Source organism: Streptomyces sp. NPDC047061, from assembly GCF_040643955.1.
Classification (GTDB): domain Bacteria; phylum Actinomycetota; class Actinomycetes; order Streptomycetales; family Streptomycetaceae; genus Streptomyces.
In genome coordinates this window covers 276,465-294,628 of sequence record NZ_JBEYVI010000001.1, presented here as the reverse complement: position 1 = coordinate 294,628, position 18,164 = coordinate 276,465, and the positions used below count along the sequence as shown (strand labels likewise).

Annotated in this window: 20 protein-coding genes and 3 pseudogenes; 21 read left to right on the top strand and 2 right to left on the bottom strand. The window is 69.2% G+C overall.

Features of this window, described 5'->3' with window-relative positions; translation table 11 throughout:
* The first annotated feature begins 14 nt into the window (after positions 1-14).
* The 10 genes from ABZ887_RS01305 (at position 15) to ABZ887_RS01260 (ending at position 8,579) form a co-directional block, all read left to right on the top strand.
* Positions 15-320, top strand: a complete 306-nt coding sequence (locus tag ABZ887_RS01305; RefSeq protein ID WP_361281575.1) for a DUF317 domain-containing protein — start codon at positions 15-17, stop codon at positions 318-320.
* A complete protein-coding gene (locus ABZ887_RS01300) occupies positions 224-739 on the top strand; it encodes a DUF317 domain-containing protein (protein WP_361281573.1) in 516 nt (171 codons plus the stop codon). The genes ABZ887_RS01305 and ABZ887_RS01300 overlap by 97 nt, the downstream gene beginning before the upstream one ends.
* Positions 739-936 (top strand): hypothetical protein, encoded by a 198-nt coding sequence (locus ABZ887_RS01295; RefSeq protein WP_361281571.1) that lies wholly within the window; start codon positions 739-741, stop codon positions 934-936. Before ABZ887_RS01300 ends, ABZ887_RS01295 begins: the two co-directional genes overlap by 1 nt.
* A complete protein-coding gene (locus ABZ887_RS01290) occupies positions 933-1,793 on the top strand; it encodes a DUF317 domain-containing protein (RefSeq protein WP_361281568.1) in 861 nt (286 codons plus the stop codon). The genes ABZ887_RS01295 and ABZ887_RS01290 overlap by 4 nt, the downstream gene beginning before the upstream one ends.
* Complete coding sequence (locus ABZ887_RS01285) at positions 1,790-2,404, top strand: hypothetical protein (protein ID WP_361281566.1); 615 nt, start codon at positions 1,790-1,792, stop codon at positions 2,402-2,404. Before ABZ887_RS01290 ends, ABZ887_RS01285 begins: the two co-directional genes overlap by 4 nt.
* 60 nt (positions 2,405-2,464) lie before the next feature.
* On the top strand, positions 2,465-3,187 hold the full coding sequence (locus ABZ887_RS01280; protein WP_361282406.1) for a DUF317 domain-containing protein: 723 nt from the start codon (positions 2,465-2,467) through the stop codon (positions 3,185-3,187).
* Between the two features lie 38 nt (positions 3,188-3,225).
* Positions 3,226-5,022, top strand: coding sequence for a TraM recognition domain-containing protein (locus tag ABZ887_RS01275; protein ID WP_361281564.1), 1,797 nt, complete (start codon positions 3,226-3,228; stop codon positions 5,020-5,022).
* Between the two features lie 517 nt (positions 5,023-5,539).
* Complete coding sequence (gene istA, locus ABZ887_RS01270; RefSeq protein ID WP_361282404.1) at positions 5,540-7,174, top strand: IS21 family transposase; 1,635 nt, start codon at positions 5,540-5,542, stop codon at positions 7,172-7,174.
* The gene (gene istB, locus ABZ887_RS01265; RefSeq protein ID WP_361281562.1) at positions 7,171-7,968 is read left to right on the top strand and encodes an IS21-like element helper ATPase IstB; all 798 of its coding nucleotides are present in this window, start codon (positions 7,171-7,173) and stop codon (positions 7,966-7,968) included. Before istA ends, istB begins: the two co-directional genes overlap by 4 nt.
* A 98-nt stretch (positions 7,969-8,066) precedes the next feature.
* A complete protein-coding gene (locus ABZ887_RS01260) occupies positions 8,067-8,579 on the top strand; it encodes a DinB family protein (RefSeq protein WP_361281559.1) in 513 nt (170 codons plus the stop codon).
* A gap of 295 nt (positions 8,580-8,874) precedes the next feature.
* Here ABZ887_RS01260 and ABZ887_RS01255 read toward each other — a convergent pair whose 3' ends face one another.
* Entirely contained in the window at positions 8,875-9,528 is a 654-nt protein-coding gene (locus tag ABZ887_RS01255) for a class I SAM-dependent methyltransferase (RefSeq protein WP_361281557.1), read from the bottom strand.
* Between the two features lie 192 nt (positions 9,529-9,720).
* On the opposite strand from ABZ887_RS01255, the gene ABZ887_RS01250 reads away from it, so the two are divergent.
* The 11 genes and pseudogenes from ABZ887_RS01250 to ABZ887_RS01200 all read left to right on the top strand — a co-directional run.
* Positions 9,721-10,008 carry a hypothetical protein gene (locus tag ABZ887_RS01250; RefSeq protein ID WP_361281555.1) on the top strand — a complete coding sequence of 96 codons (288 nt, stop codon included), beginning with the start codon at positions 9,721-9,723 and terminating at the stop codon, positions 10,006-10,008.
* Positions 10,009-10,013: 5 nt separating this feature from the next.
* Positions 10,014-11,285 carry a DNA cytosine methyltransferase gene (locus ABZ887_RS01245; protein WP_361282402.1) on the top strand — a complete coding sequence of 424 codons (1,272 nt, stop codon included), beginning with the start codon at positions 10,014-10,016 and terminating at the stop codon, positions 11,283-11,285.
* Complete coding sequence (locus tag ABZ887_RS01240; protein ID WP_361281553.1) at positions 11,285-12,412, top strand: DnaB-like helicase N-terminal domain-containing protein; 1,128 nt, start codon at positions 11,285-11,287, stop codon at positions 12,410-12,412. The genes ABZ887_RS01245 and ABZ887_RS01240 overlap by 1 nt, the downstream gene beginning before the upstream one ends.
* Positions 12,413-12,643: 231 nt before the next feature.
* Entirely contained in the window at positions 12,644-13,294 is a 651-nt protein-coding gene (locus ABZ887_RS01235; RefSeq protein ID WP_361281551.1) for a hypothetical protein, read from the top strand.
* A 24-nt stretch (positions 13,295-13,318) separates the two neighbouring features.
* Positions 13,319-13,441: pseudogene (locus tag ABZ887_RS01230) on the top strand (DUF317 domain-containing protein); the annotation flags it as partial.
* A gap of 118 nt (positions 13,442-13,559) precedes the next feature.
* A complete protein-coding gene (locus ABZ887_RS01225) occupies positions 13,560-13,682 on the top strand; it encodes a hypothetical protein (RefSeq protein ID WP_361281549.1) in 123 nt (40 codons plus the stop codon).
* Between the two features lie 102 nt (positions 13,683-13,784).
* Complete coding sequence (locus ABZ887_RS01220) at positions 13,785-14,132, top strand: hypothetical protein (RefSeq protein WP_361281547.1); 348 nt, start codon at positions 13,785-13,787, stop codon at positions 14,130-14,132.
* Between the two features lie 91 nt (positions 14,133-14,223).
* Positions 14,224-15,233: pseudogene (locus ABZ887_RS01215) on the top strand (NAD(P)H-dependent glycerol-3-phosphate dehydrogenase).
* Between the two features lie 59 nt (positions 15,234-15,292).
* Entirely contained in the window at positions 15,293-15,646 is a 354-nt protein-coding gene (locus tag ABZ887_RS01210) for a hypothetical protein (protein ID WP_361281545.1), read from the top strand.
* The gene (locus tag ABZ887_RS01205; protein ID WP_361281543.1) at positions 15,633-16,505 is read left to right on the top strand and encodes a hypothetical protein; all 873 of its coding nucleotides are present in this window, start codon (positions 15,633-15,635) and stop codon (positions 16,503-16,505) included. The genes ABZ887_RS01210 and ABZ887_RS01205 overlap by 14 nt, the downstream gene beginning before the upstream one ends.
* Before the next feature lie 18 nt (positions 16,506-16,523).
* Positions 16,524-17,031 (top strand): annotated as a pseudogene (locus ABZ887_RS01200) (transposase); the annotation flags it as partial.
* A gap of 16 nt (positions 17,032-17,047) precedes the next feature.
* Here the strand turns inward: ABZ887_RS01200 and ABZ887_RS01195 are convergent.
* The gene (locus ABZ887_RS01195) at positions 17,048-18,127 is read right to left on the bottom strand and encodes an IS110 family transposase (RefSeq protein ID WP_361281541.1); all 1,080 of its coding nucleotides are present in this window, start codon (positions 18,125-18,127) and stop codon (positions 17,048-17,050) included.
* Between the last annotated feature and the right edge of the window lie 37 nt (positions 18,128-18,164).

The following is an 18,164-nucleotide window of genomic DNA, read 5'->3' as shown; positions in this document are numbered from 1 at the left end:
GGAGCAACCACTCGGTGCCCGGCTATCCGCACGTCCTGCTGGAGAGCCCCGACCAACGGCTTCATCTGGCCCTGGAGCCCACCGCGCCCGAGCCGCGCGAGTCCTGGCGGCGCATCCATCCCGCCGAACGGCGCGAATGGTCCGCCCAGTTCGGCGGCCACACCCCCGTCGAGATCATCGCCGAGTTCACCGACGCCGTCACCGGCCGCGCGCCCATCCCCCCTTGGGCAACTGTGGCAGCTGGCGGCCGACCGGGGCTGGGTCCCTCTATCGCCGAGGCTCCGAGACCTATGCGCTGTCGCCCGACAAGACCGCCGTAATGGCCCTGGTACCGAGCGCCGCCGTCTCCGACACTCCCGTCTGGCGCTGGAAAGCAGAGGTCAACGTTGCGGTCGCGGCAGAACGACGCCTGTGGCTGTGGGGCGCGTCGATCGACGAGACGGCACCCTCCGAGGCCATCGCGGGCTTCGTCACCGCGTTGACGGACCCGGCACCGCTGCTGCGCGACGAGGGCCAAGAGCCCAGCGGCGCCTTCCACCGCACCGCCACCAGGAGCGCCGTCTCGCCGGAGCAGCTCGTGCAAATGCGCCGACAGCGACTCGAAGTTGCCCGGCGCGCCATGCCACCCCCTGCCCGGCCAGCCCTCGACCCAAGGGCCAGCACGGCGACAGAAGCTCCGCTAGCCGGGCAGCCGACCCGTCCAAACCGCCTCACCACCCGTTTCACGCAAGGACGTTGATGCTCACTCCCTCGACCAGCAGCCCGCCGACGCTCCATGGAGTGACGGCCCTGACCGGACGCGTGCGGTCCTGCCTTGACACCGCCACGGTCGGCGCCCGGTTCGGCCACGCGTTCAGCAACACGCTGCCCGGACTCGCACAAGGCCCGCACCGCATCCCCCTCAACCCGCAGGCGGGCTGCGGCACTTGTCGGTGACCGAGCGGCAACTCGCCGCCTTCCGCCGCGACCACGAGTCGCACATCCTCCACGTCACCAGCCCCCGGTATCTCGCCGGTCCCGGCGATGCCCGCCACATCACCCATGCCCTGCTCGCCGCCGGCTGGAGCGTCACCTCCGACCCGGCCTGCCCGGAGACCCGGCTCACCAGCCCGGACCACTCGGCCCGCCTGGAAGTGGCGAGCCAGTTCACACGGAGCCGCTGGTGGCACGTGACCGCCAAGCCACCCCAATCCACCACATGGTCTGCCTCGTTCAGTCGGCAGGTCCCGGCCGAGATCCTCGCCGGACTCACCGACACGCTCATGACACCCGCCCCCGTGCCCTTCGAGGCGCCCGACCCGTGGGACTTCTTCCACGAGGTTGGCTGGAGCGTCGCCCAAAGCGAGAACGGCACCCGGCACGAAGCCCTCGCACCCAATCGGCGGGTGCTCGTCGAATACAGCCGCCCCGAAGACATCGAGTTCGCCTCCTTCACCTGGCGCATCCGCGCGAAGACGTACCCCGCGGCCGACGGCGAGAGCGCTCTTGACGGGCCCTCCATGTGGGACGGCTGGCTCGACCAGCACACGCCCGCGCACGCCGTCACCGGTTTCATCACCGCCCTGACCAGCACCGAACCGCTCCTGCGCGGTTGGGGCCAGCACGGCTGGCCGTTCGGCGTCCACCACGAGCGCACCCACCTAACCGGCGGCGTCATCGCCGACGCCCACCAACAGCGCATCACGGACATCCAGGCCCGCGTCCGCGCTGCCCGACGCCGGCGTCCGGATGCCGCCCCCTCCCCGGCCGCCCCCGTCCCGGCTTCGGTGCCGACGGCGGCGCGCCCCCGATGAGCAAGGAGAACCTCTCCCTGACCTCCCCGCCTTCCTGCCCGAGCGTCCTCCATCAACAGCGCCTCGACCAGCTCGCCACGTTCGTACGCACCAGCGAGCACATCCTCGACGCCTGGGACGCCTACTCCGACCAGCACACCGACCCCGACGGCTGGCCCTACGACGACGAGGCCTACGGGCACCGCGCCGCCCGGAGAGAGTCCGACACCTGGGAGGCTGCCGCCCGCATCCGTCACTTCGCCCGCGAGCTTGTCTCCACCGCCGCCGTCCAGCTCCAGCACCTGCCCGCCCCTACCGTCCAGCCGGCCTGGCCGTGGCATCTGGCCGCGTCCGACGACGCCCTCGACCAGCTCGACGCCATCGAGGCCGAGGTGAGCGCCCGCCTCGATGGCCTGCGGCCGTCCGCCGGACCAGGGACGGAGGCGTACGGCGACCTGGTCGACGCCCGCAACGCCGAGGCGTGGCACGCGCTGAACGAACTCGCCCTGCACACCCCGGCGATCCTCGCCATCCATGCCGCCGTCCAAGCCGCCCCGCCTCGCCTGGAGGCCGTCGCACCCCGGCCCACGCCGACGGTTTCCGCGAGCCCGGCACCGGCGGCCCGGAGGTGAAAACGGATGCGTTTCCGGCCGCACGACGCGGCCGACTAGGTCCTCGTCTCCCCGCCCTGCCTGGCCGGCGGCGGGGACCCGCGCTGGATCACCGCAGCCCTCCACCAGGCCGACGGATGGTGCTACGACCACCTGCCGCTGTCCCCGTACGTCCACCTGGTCCGCCGCGACCAGCGGGCCGAACTGAGCCTGTCTCCGGCCCCGGACGAACCGTGGTGGACGATCCTCCACGCCGCCACCGGTGAACACCCCGCCTGGTACGCGCGGTTCACAGCCCGGATCCCGGTGGAGATCCTCGCCGCGTCCACCGACGCTTTCACCGGCCCCGCGACCACATCGGTGGAAGGGGACGATCCCTTCGAGATCCTTTACTCAGCCGGCTGGCTGGAGCACTCCGACCTCGCCGCGTCCTCCCCCGACGGCCTCCAGCGTGCCGAACGCGCAGACCACGGGCCGTGGCCGGGCAGCTGGTTCATCACCACGACCCTGCCTGGCGACCCCGACACGGTGATCTGGCGCGCCCACCTCAGCGGCGACACCCCGCTGCCCCTGATCGCCGCCCTCGCACGCGCCCTCACCGACACCACGACGCTGCGCCGCGACCCGGCCACACTGCCCCTCTTCGTACGCCCCCACCTGCAGACCGTCCCCGCCCCGCCGTACCCGGACACCGGGCTGGATCCGCTGGAACAGCGCGTCCAGGACCTCGCCGCCCGACGCCCCCGTCCGATCCCGACCGTGTCGCCGCACCGGCGCGAGCCCCCACAGCGCCGTACGCGCTGACCCGGCCCCGTGCCTTATCTCCTTCTGGACTCCTGCCCTTGCCCAACACCCCGTCCTCCTCCAGCAGCGACGGCTACGACGTCGCCTTCAAGGTCCTCCTCGGCGCCCTCGCCGTCGCCGTCCCCCTGTCCAACCTCGCCTGGCTGTGCGGCAACCTCATCGCCCGCGCCACCAACGCCGGCCCCTGGGCGCCGTACCAGCCGATCCAGGCCCTGCTGCATCCGGCCCGGCTGTGGCCCCAAGCCGGTGAAACGTCCCTGCTCTGGGCCACCCGCATCATCCCCTTCGCCGTACTGGCCGTTCTAGCGCTGACCGCCGCTGTCGTCTGGTCGCGGCACAAGGACGCCAGCGGCGGACGGAGGAAGAAGGTCCCCGCTATGGCGAAGCCGAAGGATATCGAGCCGCTGATGGCCAAGGCGATCACCGCCAAAGCGCGCTCATTGCGGCCGAGCCTGAAGAGCGCCAAGCACATCGACCCGGCCGACACCGGCATTCTCCTCGGCAACCTGCAAGGCACCCGGCACGAGGTCCGGATGGGGTACGAGGACGTCGCCGTCGCGATCATGGCCCCCAGGTCCGGGAAGACCACCAGCCTCGCGATCCCCTCCATCCTGGCGGCCCCCGGCGCGGTCCTGCTGACCTCGAACAAGGCCGCCGGTGACGCCTACACCGCCACTCTCGACGCACGCGCCGCAGTAGGACGGGTGTGGTCGATGGACCCGCAGCAGATCGCGCACGCCGAACGCTCGATGTGGTGGAACCCGCTCGCCGACGCGAAGACCCTGGACGGCGCGGGCCGCCTGGCCGGGCACTTCCTCGCCGCCAGCGTCGACGCGAGCCAGCAGGGCGACTTCTGGTCCAAGGCCGGCAGCAACATCCTGAGCCAGCTATTCCTCGCCGCCGCGCTCGACGAACGCCCCATCACGGACGTCATGCAGTGGCTCGCGTTCCCAGCCGACCGCACCCCGCTCGACATCCTGCGCGATCACGGCTTCAGCGCGGTCGCCGCCCAGCTCAAGGGCACGGTCGAGGGCCCACCGGAAACGAGGGACGGCATCTACGAGACCGCCCGCCAGTACGCCGCTGCCCTCCTCAACTCCGAGATCGCCCGCTGGGTCACCCCGCAGAGGGACGTCCCCGAGTTCCGGCCGTCCGCGTTCGTCGTCTCCGCCGACACCCTCTACCTGCTGTCCAAGGACGGCGGCGGCGGAGCCAGCGCACTGATCGCGGCGTGCGCGGACTCCGTGATGCGCGCCGCGACCGCCCAGGCCGAACGCGCCGGCGGACGCCTCGACCCGCCGATGCTCGCGATCCTCGACGAAGCCGCCAACGTCTGCAAGGTCAGCGATCTCCCGGACCTGTACTCGCACTTGGGCTCGCGCGGGATCATCCCGATCACCATTCTGCAGTCCTACCGCCAAGGCCAGAAGGTCTGGTCGGACGCAGGCATGGACGCCATGTGGTCCGCGAGCACCGTCAAGATCATCGGGAGCGGCATCGACGATCCGGACTTCGCCGACAAGCTCTCCCGCCTCATCGGTGACCACGACGTGGAGACCACCTCCACCTCGGTCTCGGAGTCTGGTAAGTCGACCTCGGTGTCAATGCGTCAGGAACGCATCCTGCCAGCCGACGCGATCCGAGCCCTCCCCAAGGGCACCGCCCTCTGCTTCGCCACCGGCATGCGCGCCGCCATGCTCGACCTGCGCCCCTGGTACCTAGAACCCGGCGCCGACACCCTTACCGCCGCCTCCGCCCGCGCGTCCAAGGCCATCACCACGCGCGCCATCGCCAAGGCCGCCCCGCAGCAGTCCGACTTCGGCAAGACGGCATGAGTCCCGCAGCACGATGCCCCCGGCCTTCTCTTCGCCTCTGGCGCCGGGGCTCCGACGGCGCAGCGGTCACTGCCCCGCCCTTCTGAACTCCATGCCGGTCAGCAGGACTTGACAGTTCCTCGCCCTCCATACGGCCGACGAGACAATCCACCACACCCAGAAGCCCCTATGTCACAGATCCACGACGTTCCCGTCGACTGGAACCCCGCACGCCGCTGCTGCGTGGAATGCGGCAACAGCACCCCCGACGTCAGACCGCGGGCCATCACCCACCCCACAACGAACCAGCAGGCTCTCGCCTGCACCAGGCACACCAGTGAGGTCGCCGCCGTCCTCGATTCCTTCGACAAGCTGGCCTCCTCGTCGGGCCGAAGGCGGCATCCACACAGCAGACGGCCGGCCATCACGGCCCCGCACTCACGCCCACCCAGTACGACGCCCTCAAAGCCCTCCAGGGCGGCGGACATCTGTACGAAAACCCATAACGTGCGGGCGTCACTCGCGTCGCCACCCGCGTCTGCCACCGAAATCCAAGGTCGACTTGTACGCGGCAATCCGCCGTGATGCCCGGGCAGGGGCGTCGTATCGGGCGTTGATGCGCGAGTACGGAGTCGGGTTTCGCACGGTGAAAGCCGCGTTGGAGTCGGTCTGGCCGGAGCCGCGCAAGAAGCCGAGACCTCGCGGGACCCGACTGGACCCCTACAAGCCGTTGATCGACCAGATGCTCCGGGTGGATCTGGACGCTCCGCGCAAGCAGCGTCACACCGTCAAGCGGATCTTCGACCGGCTCCTGGACGAGCACGGGGCGGAAGCGGTGACTTATCCGATGGTGCGGGCCTATGTCGCCGGCCGAAGGCCGCAGGTCGCCGTCGAGGCTGGCCGCGGGGTCGTGCACGCGTTTATCCCGCAGTCGCACCGGCCGGGAGCCGAAGCGGAGGTGGACTTCGGCGACGTGAAGGTACGCCTGGCTGGCGAGCAGGTCACCTGCTTCGTGTTTGCGATGCGGCTGTCGTATTCGGGCAAGGCCGTGCACCGCGTCTTCGCCTCCTGCGGGCAGGAGGCGTTTCTTGAAGGCCACGTCCACGCTCTCAGCGTGCTGGGCGGGGTGCCCACCGGCAAGGTCCGATACGACAACCTCCGCTCCGCGGTCTCCCGGGTGCTGAGCTCGCGGTCCCGGGCGGAGAACGAGCGGTGGACGGCGTTCCGCTCGCACTATGGCATTGATGCCGCGTATTGCCTGCCCGGCATCGAGGGCGCCCACGAGAAGGGCGGCGTCGAGGGACAGATCGGCTGGTTCCGCCGTAATCACATGGTCCCCGTCCCGGAGGTCGCCTCCCTCGCAGAGCTGAACGCAATGATCGAGCAGTGGGATGAGGAAGACGAGCGGCGCCGGATCGGCTCCCGGCCACGGCCGGTGAACGAGTACTTTGCCGTCGAACGGCGCCTGCTGCAGCCACTGCCGGACGAACCCTTCGAAACTGGCCGTTTGTTCAGTTTGCGGGTCGACCGCTTCAGCCAGATCAGTGTCCGCACCAACCGCTACTCGGTGCCGGTGCGGTTCATCGGGCGGACTGTTCGGGCGATGCTGCATGCATCAGAACTCCTGGTCTACGACGGACAGACCCAGATCGCCCGCCACGAACGACTCATCGCCAAAGGCCAGGCCCGCCTGGATCTGGACCACTACCTCGAAGCCCTCGTCCGCAAGCCTGGAGCGTTTCCCGGGGCCACTGCCCTCGAACAGGCCCGTTCCGCAGGAAAGTTCACGCCCATCCACGACGCCTGGTGGGAGGCGGCGAAGGCTGCCCACGGCGAGAGGGACGGCACCCGGGCTCTGATCGAGGTACTGCTGATGGGCCGCCACATCCCCCACGAACACCTGGTCGCCGGGCTTGCCTCCGCGGTCAGAGCCGGTGCGCTGACCGCGGACGCCGTCGCCCTGGAGGCACGGAAGGCGGCCGAAGCCGACGAGGTTGTGGCTGCTTTCATCCCGCCGGTGCTGGAACGGACGAACGTGACCTCGCTGACTGAACGGCGGCTTGCCCAGCTGCCGCCCGACACCCGGCCGCTGCCCTCGGTCGCGGCCTACGACCAGCTGCTGCGAGCCCGGCAGCCGGCCGACCGCCCCGCCATCCAGGGAGAGATGCCGTGACGCTCAAACGCCACCGTGGGCTGACCGAACAGGCCGCGACCGCCGCCGTCGACCAGGCATGCCGCATGCTCAGGCTGCCGACCATCCGGACCCAGTTCCCCGAACTGGCCGAAGCAGCCGCCCGCGACCAGATGTCCTATCGCGGTTTCCTCGCCGAACTGCTGATGGCCGAGTGCGACGACCGGGCCCGCCGCCGCTCCGAACGAAGGATCAAGGCGGCACAGTTCCCAAGGGAGAAGTCCCTGCGGGCCTTCGACTTCGAGGCCAACGGGAACATCGACGCCGCGGTCATCCACACCTTGGCGACCTGCGAATGGGTCAAGAAAGGTATGCCCCTCTGCCTGATCGGCGACTCAGGCACCGGCAAATCCCACCTGCTGATCGCGCTCGGCACCGAAGCCGCCATGGCTGGCTTCCGGGTCCGCTACACACTCGCCACCAAACTGGTCAACGAGCTGGTCGAAGCTGCGGACGAGAAGATCCTGACCAAGACCATCGCCCGCTACGGGCGAGTCGATCTTCTTTGCATAGACGAACTGGGCTACATGGAGCTGGACCGCAGGGGCGCTGAGCTGCTGTTCCAGGTGCTGACGGAGCGGGAAGAGAAGAACAGCGTCGCCATCGCCTCCAACGAGTCGTTCGGCGGGTGGACGAGGACGTTCACGGACCCGCGGCTCTGCGCGGCCATCGTCGACCGCCTCACCTTCGGCGGGAACATCATCGAGACAGGCACGGAGTCCTACCGACTCGCCAGCACCAGGGCGGCCCGGGCACATGACGCTCCCGCAGGCTGACCAGCATCAACCTCATTGTCGTCACGACGATGGCAGAAACTCTCCCCTGCGGAGACAGAGTCGGGATCACAGAACCTCCCAACCACTAGGGTCTGGGCATGGTCAAGCACGTGCCGTTCACCGGCGGCGAGAAGGAAAGCCTGCACACCGCCCTAGACCGACACCGCGATGCGGTCCTATGGAAACTCGAGGGCCTCGACGACGACCAACTACGCCGCCCGGTGACTCCATCGGGCACAAGCCTGATCGGGCTGCTCAAGCACCTGGCCGGCGCCGAACTCGGCTGGTTCTGCCTGACGTTCGGCCGCGAGTGCCCTCCTCTTCCCTTCCAAGTCGAAGGCGACGAGGCGTCCGACTGGCACGTGGCTGCTGACGAGCCGACCAAAGACATCATGGACTTCTATGCCCGCGCCCGGGCTGCCGCCGACGAGGCGATCGGGAGCCTCGACATCGACGCCACAGGCACCGCCTTCGCGTTCTTCGACGGCGCCACCGTTTCACTGCGCTGGGCACTGATCCACATGCTCGAAGAAGTTGCCCGGCACGCCGGTCATGCCGACATCCTGCGCGAGTCCATCGATGGCTTCACCGGAGATCACAACTGGGGCTGACGCAAAACGCCAACCGGGGCTTCCCCCCGATCAGCTTCTGACTCAAGACGTCCGGAGGGCCCGATCCCTCAATGACACATCCGCTGCCACGGTCGCTCAGCCATTCCAGCGTTGTCAGTTCTCATCGACATTTCTGAGCCACTTGATCGCTAAGTGCTGCCAAGAACCGTCGACAAACGTTGCCCGCTCCCGCTTACGAAACCACCCCCTGACCCGCCTCACGAACAGCATCACCACGACACCAGGGGGTCCCCCCTCCACAACCTGACCGGGGACGGGAGGTCGCCGACCCAGGCTATTCCGGCTTGTGGACCATGAAGCTGGCGATCGTTCCCTTCACTCCTTGGCCGGGAGTCTGCGCCAGTTGCGCGGTGACAACAAGCCCGGCTTGCTGCAGTAGTTCTGAGATGCGATCCGCTGGCAGCCGATAGGACTCGAAGGGCGCCGGATGATCGCCATAAGCAACGGTTCGACGCAGATACTCATCTTTCCCAACACGGCAGACGAGCATGAGGTGACCCCCAGGGGCCAGGGTGCGGTGGAACTCGGCGAACACGACCGGCAGCAACTCCGGCGGCGTGTGGTGGGTCGAGTAGTAGGCCAGAATGCCGCCGAGATCGTCGTCGCCGATCTCCAACGCAGTCATGGAGCCCACGGAAAACCGCAGGTGGGGATAAGCCTCACGGGCCAGTTCGATCATCTTCGGCGACACGTCGATACCGAAGGCCGACAGCCCTAGGTCGGTCAGGTGCGCTGTCACCTTGCCAGGACCACACCCCACGTCTGCGACCGGTCCGCGACCGGTTGCCTGCACGAGTTCGGCGAACGCGGCCAGCATCGCCCGCGACAGCGGATCCAGTTCGGCAGGTGCCTTGATGCTTGCTGCGTAGTCGGCGGCCACGGTGTCGTACGACTCCCGGACCCCGGCGAGGTAGGCGGTGTCAGTCACCCCGCAAACCTAGTCGCACGTTCACCAAGGACACACGGGAATCCGCCACCACCTTGATCGCGAGGCTCTGCCTTGCCTTCCATCACCAGTTGAAAGGTCACACCCCTGTCTCAATTCTCAATAACTTGCCCATTTCACGGAAATCAGCAGTGGAGAATTATCCGGGACACAAGCCCGGACGAATGGGCGGACGTGGTGGCATTCGACGCGGCCATCCGCCAGGGCAACGCCCGCGCCAACGCCTCCGGGAACCGGCTGCTCGGCGAGGCGTTCCTGCACCGCTCCCGCGTGCCGCTCGATGAGACCCCGATCGATCATGTCACGGCCGCCGAGTGGGCAGCGCGCCAGCAGGAGCTCGACGGCCAGGCCGCCGTGGCCGAGGAGCTGGAGAACGGTGTGGTGGACGGCTGTTCTCCCTGGGCCTGCCGGGGCGAGGCTGGACAGGAGCCGGTGCAGGACGACTTCGGGCTGGCTTCTTGAGGCGGATCATCCTCGACCTGTTCGCCGGGCCCGGCGGCTGGAGCCACGCCCTCACCGTCCTCGGCGCGCGGGACCTCGGCCTGGAGTGGGACGAGTGGGCCTGTAAAACCCGCGCACGGGCAGGGCAGTTGACGATACGCACCGATGTCGCCGCCTACCCGGCGTGGACCTTCTCCGGCCGGATCCTCGGGCTGATCGCCTCCCCTCCCTGCCAGGCATGGAGCATGGCGGGCAAACGCCTCGGTCTGCTCGACCAGCCGCTCGTCCACCAGGCCGTCGCCGACCTCGCCACCGGTCACGACACCCGCGCGCAGCTGCTCGGCGCGTGCACGGACGAACGCTCGCTCCTCGCCGCCGAACCCATGCGCTACCTGCACGCCCTCAACTCGGTGGGCGCGCCCGAGTGGGTACTCATGGAGGAAGTCCCCGACGTCCTGCCCCTGTGGCGGCAGTACGCGGCCATCCTGCGGACCTGGGGATTCTCCGTGTGGACCGGCATCCTCAACGCCGCCGACTACGGCGTCCCCCAGACCAGGCGCCGGGCGATCCTGCTCGCCTCCCGCGTCCGCACCGCCGCACCTCCGCCACCCACCCACGCCCAGTCCGCCGAACCGGAATCGCTGTTCGGGCCCGGCCGCGCCCGCTGGGTCTCCATGGCCGAAGCCCTCGGCTGGGGCGCCACCGACCGTCCCGTGCCCACAGTGTGCGCGGGCGGCGGGCCGGGAGGCGGCCCCGAGCCCTTCCCGTCCGGCTCCCGCAGGACCCTCAACGACGCCCGCGAGCGCGGCGCCTGGAGGCCCTGCCCCGAGTCCGGGAGCGTCCTGGCCTCCCGCCGGGAGGGCTCCGGCTCGGCCGCTCGGCTCGGTGCCCCCGAGAGCCGTCCCGCAGATGCCCTGGCCCCCACCTGCACCGCCGAGGCACACCGCTGGTCATGGTCACTGCGCAGCAACAACCAGACCAACGCCACCGTGCGCCGGGCCGACGAGCCCGCCGGCACCCTGTTCTTCGGCCACCGGGCCAACGAATGCGTGTGGATTCCCGATGCCGCGACCAGCCACCCGGACGGTGCGCAAGCAGCAACACCGGCCCCGATCAAGATCACCGCCCGGGAGGCGGGCGTGCTGCAGAGCTTCCCCGCCGACTACCCGTGGCAGGGCAACAAGGGCCAGACCTTCTCGCAGATCGGCAACGCCGTCCCCCCGCGCCTGGCCGCCCACCTCCTCGCCCCGCACCTCGGAAAGCCCTTCAATCCCGACGACTTCACCCTCGCCGCCTGATGCCCCACATTCCCGACCCTGACGAGGACGACGACCTCGACCGCGCACCGACGCCGAAGCCGGTTCACTACGCCGAGCAGGCCCTGCTCGGCGCCCTCCTCCTCGAACCGGCACGTCTGGCCGACACCGAGCCGCTGATCGCCCAGCACTTCAACAGCCACACCCACGCGATGCTGTTCACCGCGATCCGCACGCTCCCACCACCCGACCCCGCCGACCACGCCAAGGACACCGCCTGGCTCAACACAGTCCTGAACCACGCGCGTCCGCACGCGCCCGGCCTGAACGCCTCCTACCTGCACGCCCTCATCCAGTTCTGCCCGCATCCCAAGCACGCCGCGGCGTACGCCCGGATGATCCGCGCCGACAAGGCCCGCAGGGTTCTGTGCGCCCACGCCGAGCGCCTCGCGTCCACCGCGTCCGACCCGGGCCTGCCCAACCCGGTCGCATCGGTGCTCGGCATGACCGACGACATCGGCCGCGTCCTAGACTCCCTCGCCGAACAGTTCGCCCCGCACCCCGGCTCCTTCCCCCGTACCGCACTCCCGCCGGAGGTCCCACGCCAGGCCAGCGAGGAGGACCTCGACGAAGAACGTCTCCTCCTTGCGACCGCCACCGCCTACCCGGCGGAGGTCCCGCACATGCGGTGGCTGACCGAGGCGGACTTCCTGCTGCCACTGCACGCCGCGCTCTGGCAGGCCATCACGGCACTGGTCCACCGCGGCGGCATGGTCGACCCGGTCACCGTCCTCGGCGAGGCCCAGCACCGCGGTCTGCTCACCGGCACCCTCACCCCCAAAGACCTGATGGCCCTGGTCTCCACGCCCGCCGGCTCCCCCGAGTACTGGGGCGAGAAGATCCTCCAGCGCGCTCTCCTCGCCCGCGCTCAGACGGTCGCCGCACGGATCACCACCTACACCGACGACCTGGCCAACACCCCTCACCAGCTCATCACCGGAAGCCGCCGGGCCCTGGCCGACCTGGGCTCCCTGCGTACCCGCTGGACGCGCGCCACCGCACCCCAGCACGCTCCCGCCGAAGTCACGCCGGCACGCCGCGGGCAACCACCCCGTGCTACCAGCCCGCCGCCCCAGCCAGCCCTGCTCAGCCCTCGCACCCACCGATGACCCCACTGCCGGGCCCGGCCACCCGTACAGCCGGGCCCGGCCCCGAAACGAGTCCACGTCTCCAAGCCTGGTATTCCTCCCGACGCCCCTTTCCGCCTCGACGCCCAAGTCCTCCTCGACGCCCATCCCGCCCACCCCACCGCCGCCGTCGCCCGCCTCACCGGCAGCCACCGCCGCACCGCCCAGGCGCTCCTGGCCGCGCGCGGCTTCGACTCCCTCGACGAGCGCGTCATGGTCCTGGTCCGGATCGACCGCGAGGAGCCGTACTGGGCCGAGAAGGCCACCCACGCCCTGCACGCCGAAGGCATCACCACCGACATCGCCCCCGGACTGCGGGAAGCCATCGATGAGGAGTGGACCTGGATCAACTACCCCGCGCCCGGCCTCAGCCGTGACGAGATCCGCGAATGCTCGGACCAGGCCCAGAAGATCCACGAGGCCATCCACGACGGACGGCTCGTTATCCACGCCCACGCCCACACCGAGACCAGCTGGAACACCGTGGCCGTCGGCACCTACCGCGACACCGGCAAGAGCGTCCACCTGTACGGCGAGGGCCACCTGCGTCGCATCACCCACGCCCTCGCCTCACCGGCCCAGGCCGTGAACGCCTTCGAACAGGCTCACGGCAAGGACGTACGCCCCGGACCCGCACCCCTCACCGACACCGAACGCCACATCGCCCACGCCGCACCAGCCTCGCCCCGCTCGACACGGACCCGACCGACACCGTCGCGCCGGTGGTCAAGCGGGTACCCGCCTATGCCGCCGACCCCGGCGACCACGAAGCCGTCTTCAACACCTTCCTCAACGCCAACGACCACTGGGAGAAGTACCGCACCTGGTACGACAACACCACCATCGCCCACCACGAGTCACTGACCCGGCGCATCCTTCGACCACGACGCCGGCCCCCGCGACGCAACCTGGAAGCTGGCTGCCTACGAGAGCCCAGTCAGCGAACGCATGTGGCACATGACCCTCACCCCCACCGTCCCCGCCCCGGTCCTCGGCGCCCTGCTGTCCGCCCTCGCCGCCGGAGACGCCCAGGACAGCGCCCTCGGCAGCCCCATCGAGACGACCGTCACCAAGTGCCGTCCGGCCGCTCGCGGACGTCGGCTGGCCGCCCACCGTAGACAGACGCTGGATGCGTTGGAACACCGAACAAGGCGAGGTCGGCGTCCAGTTCGACGCTTTCGCCGCCCACGACTCCCAACTCCTCGACATCTGGCCCCTCTGGGCCGGTTCCAGCATGAACCATCCCGCCTAGGCCATCCGCGCCTCCGCCTACACCCCAGCGGACCAGCTCTCCACCCTTGCCGGAAAACTCGCCCACGGCATCGACACCGGCAGCGCGCACGGGGTGGTGTGCGTGGATGCCCTCTCGTTCGCCGCCAACCGCGGCCACGCCCTGCGCGAACTCGCCCGAATCCTGGCGCCTGGAGACCGGCTCGTGGTCACCCGCGCAGCACGGCGGGGCGCCGAGCCGCTCTGGGAACAGCAGGCTCGCGATGCCGCGCTCGTCGTGAAACACGTCGACGAGCGACTGGCAGAACCCGCTATGTGGACGCGGTTGTACCGGCTGTGGATCGACCACGCCGACGACCTGGAGCATGAGCTCGGCGCAGAGCAAGCCGCGAACATGCTGCACGAGGCCCGCACCAGACTCCCCGTGCTCCCCGACCGCCGCGCGGTCCTGCTGACCCTGCGCCGCCCATGACAAGGCGATCAGCCTCCGAGGCCCGATACGATGCCCCAGCCCGGACGGTGCCCGTCGGACGCCCCCCCCTGACCAGCGAAAGGACCTCGCAGTGAGCCAGCCCCCCGCCCGCGCGGCCGTGTTCTCGGCCGGATCCTGGGGTACCGCCGCCGCGAAGATCCTTGCCGACCCCGGCACCATCGTCACCGTGCACGCCCGCCGCAGCGAGATCGCCGACGCGATCAACACGACGCGCCGCAACCCCGGATACTTCCCGGACGTCGACCTGCCCGCCACGCTCACGGCCACCACCGACCCGGCAGCCGCGCTGGACGGCGCCGACTACCTCGTGCTGTCCATCCCCGCCCAGTCCCTGCGCACGAGCCTCGCCGACTGGACACCGCATATTGGCCCCGGCACTGTGATCGTCTCGCTCATGAAAGGCATAGAACGGGACACCAGGAAGCGGGCCAGCGAGGTCATCGCCGAGGTGACCGGTCTGGGCGCGGAGCGGATCGCCGTACTGTCCGGGCCAACCTCGCCCGCGAGATCATGGCCGGGCAGCCCGCCGCCGCGACCGTGGCCTGCCCCGACGAAGCCACCGCGCGCCGCTTCCAGATGGCCTGCCACACCTCGTACTTCCGCCCCTACACCAGCACCGATGTGATCGGCTGCGAACTCGGCGGCGCGGTCAAGAACGTCATCGCCCTGGCCACCGGCATCGCCCACGGCATGCGCCTCGGCCACAACGCCGAAGCCATCCTCATCGCCCGCGGTCTCGCAGAGACGACCCGGCTCGCCACCGCCCTCGGCGCACACCCCGAAACCCTCGCTGGCCTGTCCGGCAGCGGCGACCTGATCGCGACCTGCACCTCTCCCCTGTCCCGCAACCGCACCTTCGGCACCCACCTCGGCCAGGGCATGAGCGTCGACGAAGCAACCGCCGCGACCCAACAGACCACCGAAGGCGTCAAATCGGCTGAAGCGATCCTCGAACTGGCCCGCACCCATGGTGTCGAGATGCCGATCGCCGAGGCCATCGCTGCACTCCTGCACGGCAAGATCAGCATCGAGGAAGCCACGGCCGCGCTCATGCAGCGGCCGGCCAACCCCGAACGCTGACCCCCACGCCCACCCGCTGAGGCGTCCCTCATCACCCTCCCGTTCCTGGAGGCTCAGTCATGTCCGCATCGGTAGTGTCCGCTCTCCAACTCGCCGTCACCGGTGTCCTGGTGGTGTGGATGCTCACCGGATTCACGCGCCTGCCCGGCCGCTGGCTGCGCTGGAAAATGTTCTGTCGGGCCACCTTCACCGTCGTCACCCTAACCGGCACCAAAGACGGCCGCACCGAGCCAGTCAACGTCTACCGACACCTGTCACCAGGTAGTTTCCTCCTCGGCCCGCCCCAGCTCCAGGCGGTCATCAACTCCCTGACCAGCAGCGGCCAGTACGACCGGATCGACGGCTCCGGCCGCCTCCTGTCGGCAGCAGGCGAAAGGCGGCTGGAGGTGACGAACAGCCGTGTGGTTCTTTGACGCCGTCACCTCCGGCTTTCAGTACCCGACGGACCCGGGGCGCCTTCAACTGTTCCGGATCATCTTCGGCACCGTCTGCAGCCTGCGCTTCGCGCTGTCCATCGGACAAGGCGGCTGGGAGCGGCTCATCCCCGGATCGCTCAGCCTCCACCTCGCGGAGCAGCGGTTCGGTCCTGGCCGAGCCCGCCTCCTCGCGGCTTCGTACCGGCCGGCGCTCGTCATCCGGACGGCTGCCGCTATCGCCCTCACTGCCGGGCTGCTACCGCGGCTGTCTCTGTTCGTAGTCCTGGCCGGAGCCGCCATGGAGCTGCTCTACCTCCGGAGCCCCAATGCGGTGCGCTACACCCTGTTGACCGGCGGCTGTCTCCTGGTTGCAGGCGATCTCGGTCACGGACTGGCCATCGAGCACACTCCGAGCACCGCCAACACCTGGGCCCAATGCCTCCTCGTGCTGATCACCACAGACATCTACTGGAACAGTGCCTGGCAGAAGCTTCGTTCACCGCAATTCCGTAGCGGGCTGTACCTCGCCCAGTGGGTCCACGTCCTCACACACGTCAGAGAACAACTCCCGTACCGCCGACAATTCGCCGTGCCCGGGTTCATCCGCCGCCACTTGGGCAACCTTGCCGAGCGCGACGTACGACTGTGGCAGCTGATCGCAACCGCCGTCATCGCGGCAGAGATTGCCTTGCCTCCAGCACTGCTCGCCCCCGCCACGACCCCGTTGGCGATCGCTCTTGGCATCGGGATACACACAGCGTTCGCTTGCCTCAAGCCTCGCCCTCATCACCTTCTCCGGCCTCACAGTCGGCACCTATACCGCTTTCACCCTCTAAGACCGTGCCCTGCGTGGTGAGGCGTCGCTGTTCCGAGCATGGGGCGGGGTACGTGGAGTTGGATTGTTCCGGATGGGCTGCGGGAGATCGCGGAGCCGCTGATCCCGCCATTTCGAGTGCGGCCGGGGGCCGGCGGAACGCAGGACACGCCTGATGAGACGCTGTTCGAGGCGATCATCTACGTTCTCGTCAGTGGCTGCGCCTGGAGTCAGCTGCCGCCCTATTTCGGCATATCAAAGTCGACGGCTCACCGCCGTTTCCTGATCTGGTCGAGAGCCGGTCTCTGGGGGCGCCTCCACGAGGCCGTGCTGCACCAGCTCGACGACGCCGACCTCATCGACGTCTCCCCCATCGACCTCGACGCCGCCCACGTCCGCGCCAAAAGCGGGGCGAACACACAATTCCGAGAGCGTGGACCACAGTAAGCCGGGTTCCAAGATGCACGTCCTCTCGGACGCGAACGGACTGCCCCTCTTCGCTGGCGTCTCGGCCTGCAACACCCACGACAGCGGAGGGCTGAAGCCCATGGTCGAGGGTCACCAAACGATTCCCAATGAAGCTTCTATGTCCCGTCAACCCCCAATTCAGCCGCGGCGGCGTTGTTGAGATGACGGTAGAGGCGTCGGGCGAGGTAGCGCTTGAGGCATCGGCGGATCTCGCGGTCGGTCTTGCCTTCGGTTCGCCGTCGGTCGACGTAGGCGCGGGTTTGCGGGTGGTGCACCATGCGGACCATCGCGATGACGTTCAGAGCTCGGTTGAGACGCCTGTCGCCGCCGCGATTGAGGCGGTGGCGGGTGGTGTTGCCCGAGGAGGCGGGGATGGGGCTCACTCCGGCGAGGGCGGCGAACGCGGCCTCGTCACGGACCCGTCCCGGGTGGGACCAGGCGACCAGGACGGTGGCAGCGGTGACGGGGCCGATCCCTGTTTCCTCGGGGAGGCCGGCCGCAGGGCTGGCGTCGACGAGCTCGCCTATCCGGTTCATGTTGTCCGCGATTTCCGTGTCAAGGGCGAGAATCCTCTTGGCCAGACGGACGGCCTCGGTGCGGGCCGTTGTGGCGGCGAGGTCCTCCTCACGGGGGCGCCAGCGGGCGATTTCGCCGATCTGCCTGGCACCGAGGGGACGACGGGCGTCTATGCCGAGGTCGGCGATGCGCACCAGGGCAGTCAAGGCGTTCACCGCCCTGGTCCGCTCGCTGGTGAGCCCGTCCCGGGAAGTGAGGAGGATCTGTGCCGCTGCCCGCACCCCCTCGTCCATTCGTGGAGTGCGCAGCTGTTCTTCGGGGAGCGGAAGCACGGCAGCTGCTATCCGCCGGGCGTCGATCGGGTCGGACTTGCCGATGCCACGGCGGCCGGCGCGGCCCATTCTGGCGGCTTCAACCACCTGGTAGCCGGCGCGTACTGTCTGGCGGGCGATCTGGGCTCCGTAACTGCCCGCACCCTCGATCACCCACAGAGCACCGAGGTCTCCACCGGTGCGTCGTCCGGCCCAGCTGATGGCTCGTGCCCTGCCGGCGTGGGTGTTGGGGAATGCCTCCGTGCCCAGGTGCTGACCATTGGAGGCGAGCACGGCGTAGGTGTGCGTTTTGGCGTGGGTGTCGACGCCGATGACGAATGAATGCGTGAGGGCGACAATGGTGTTCACGCGATCAGGCTTCCTCTCCGTGAGGCGGTGGTCCCGG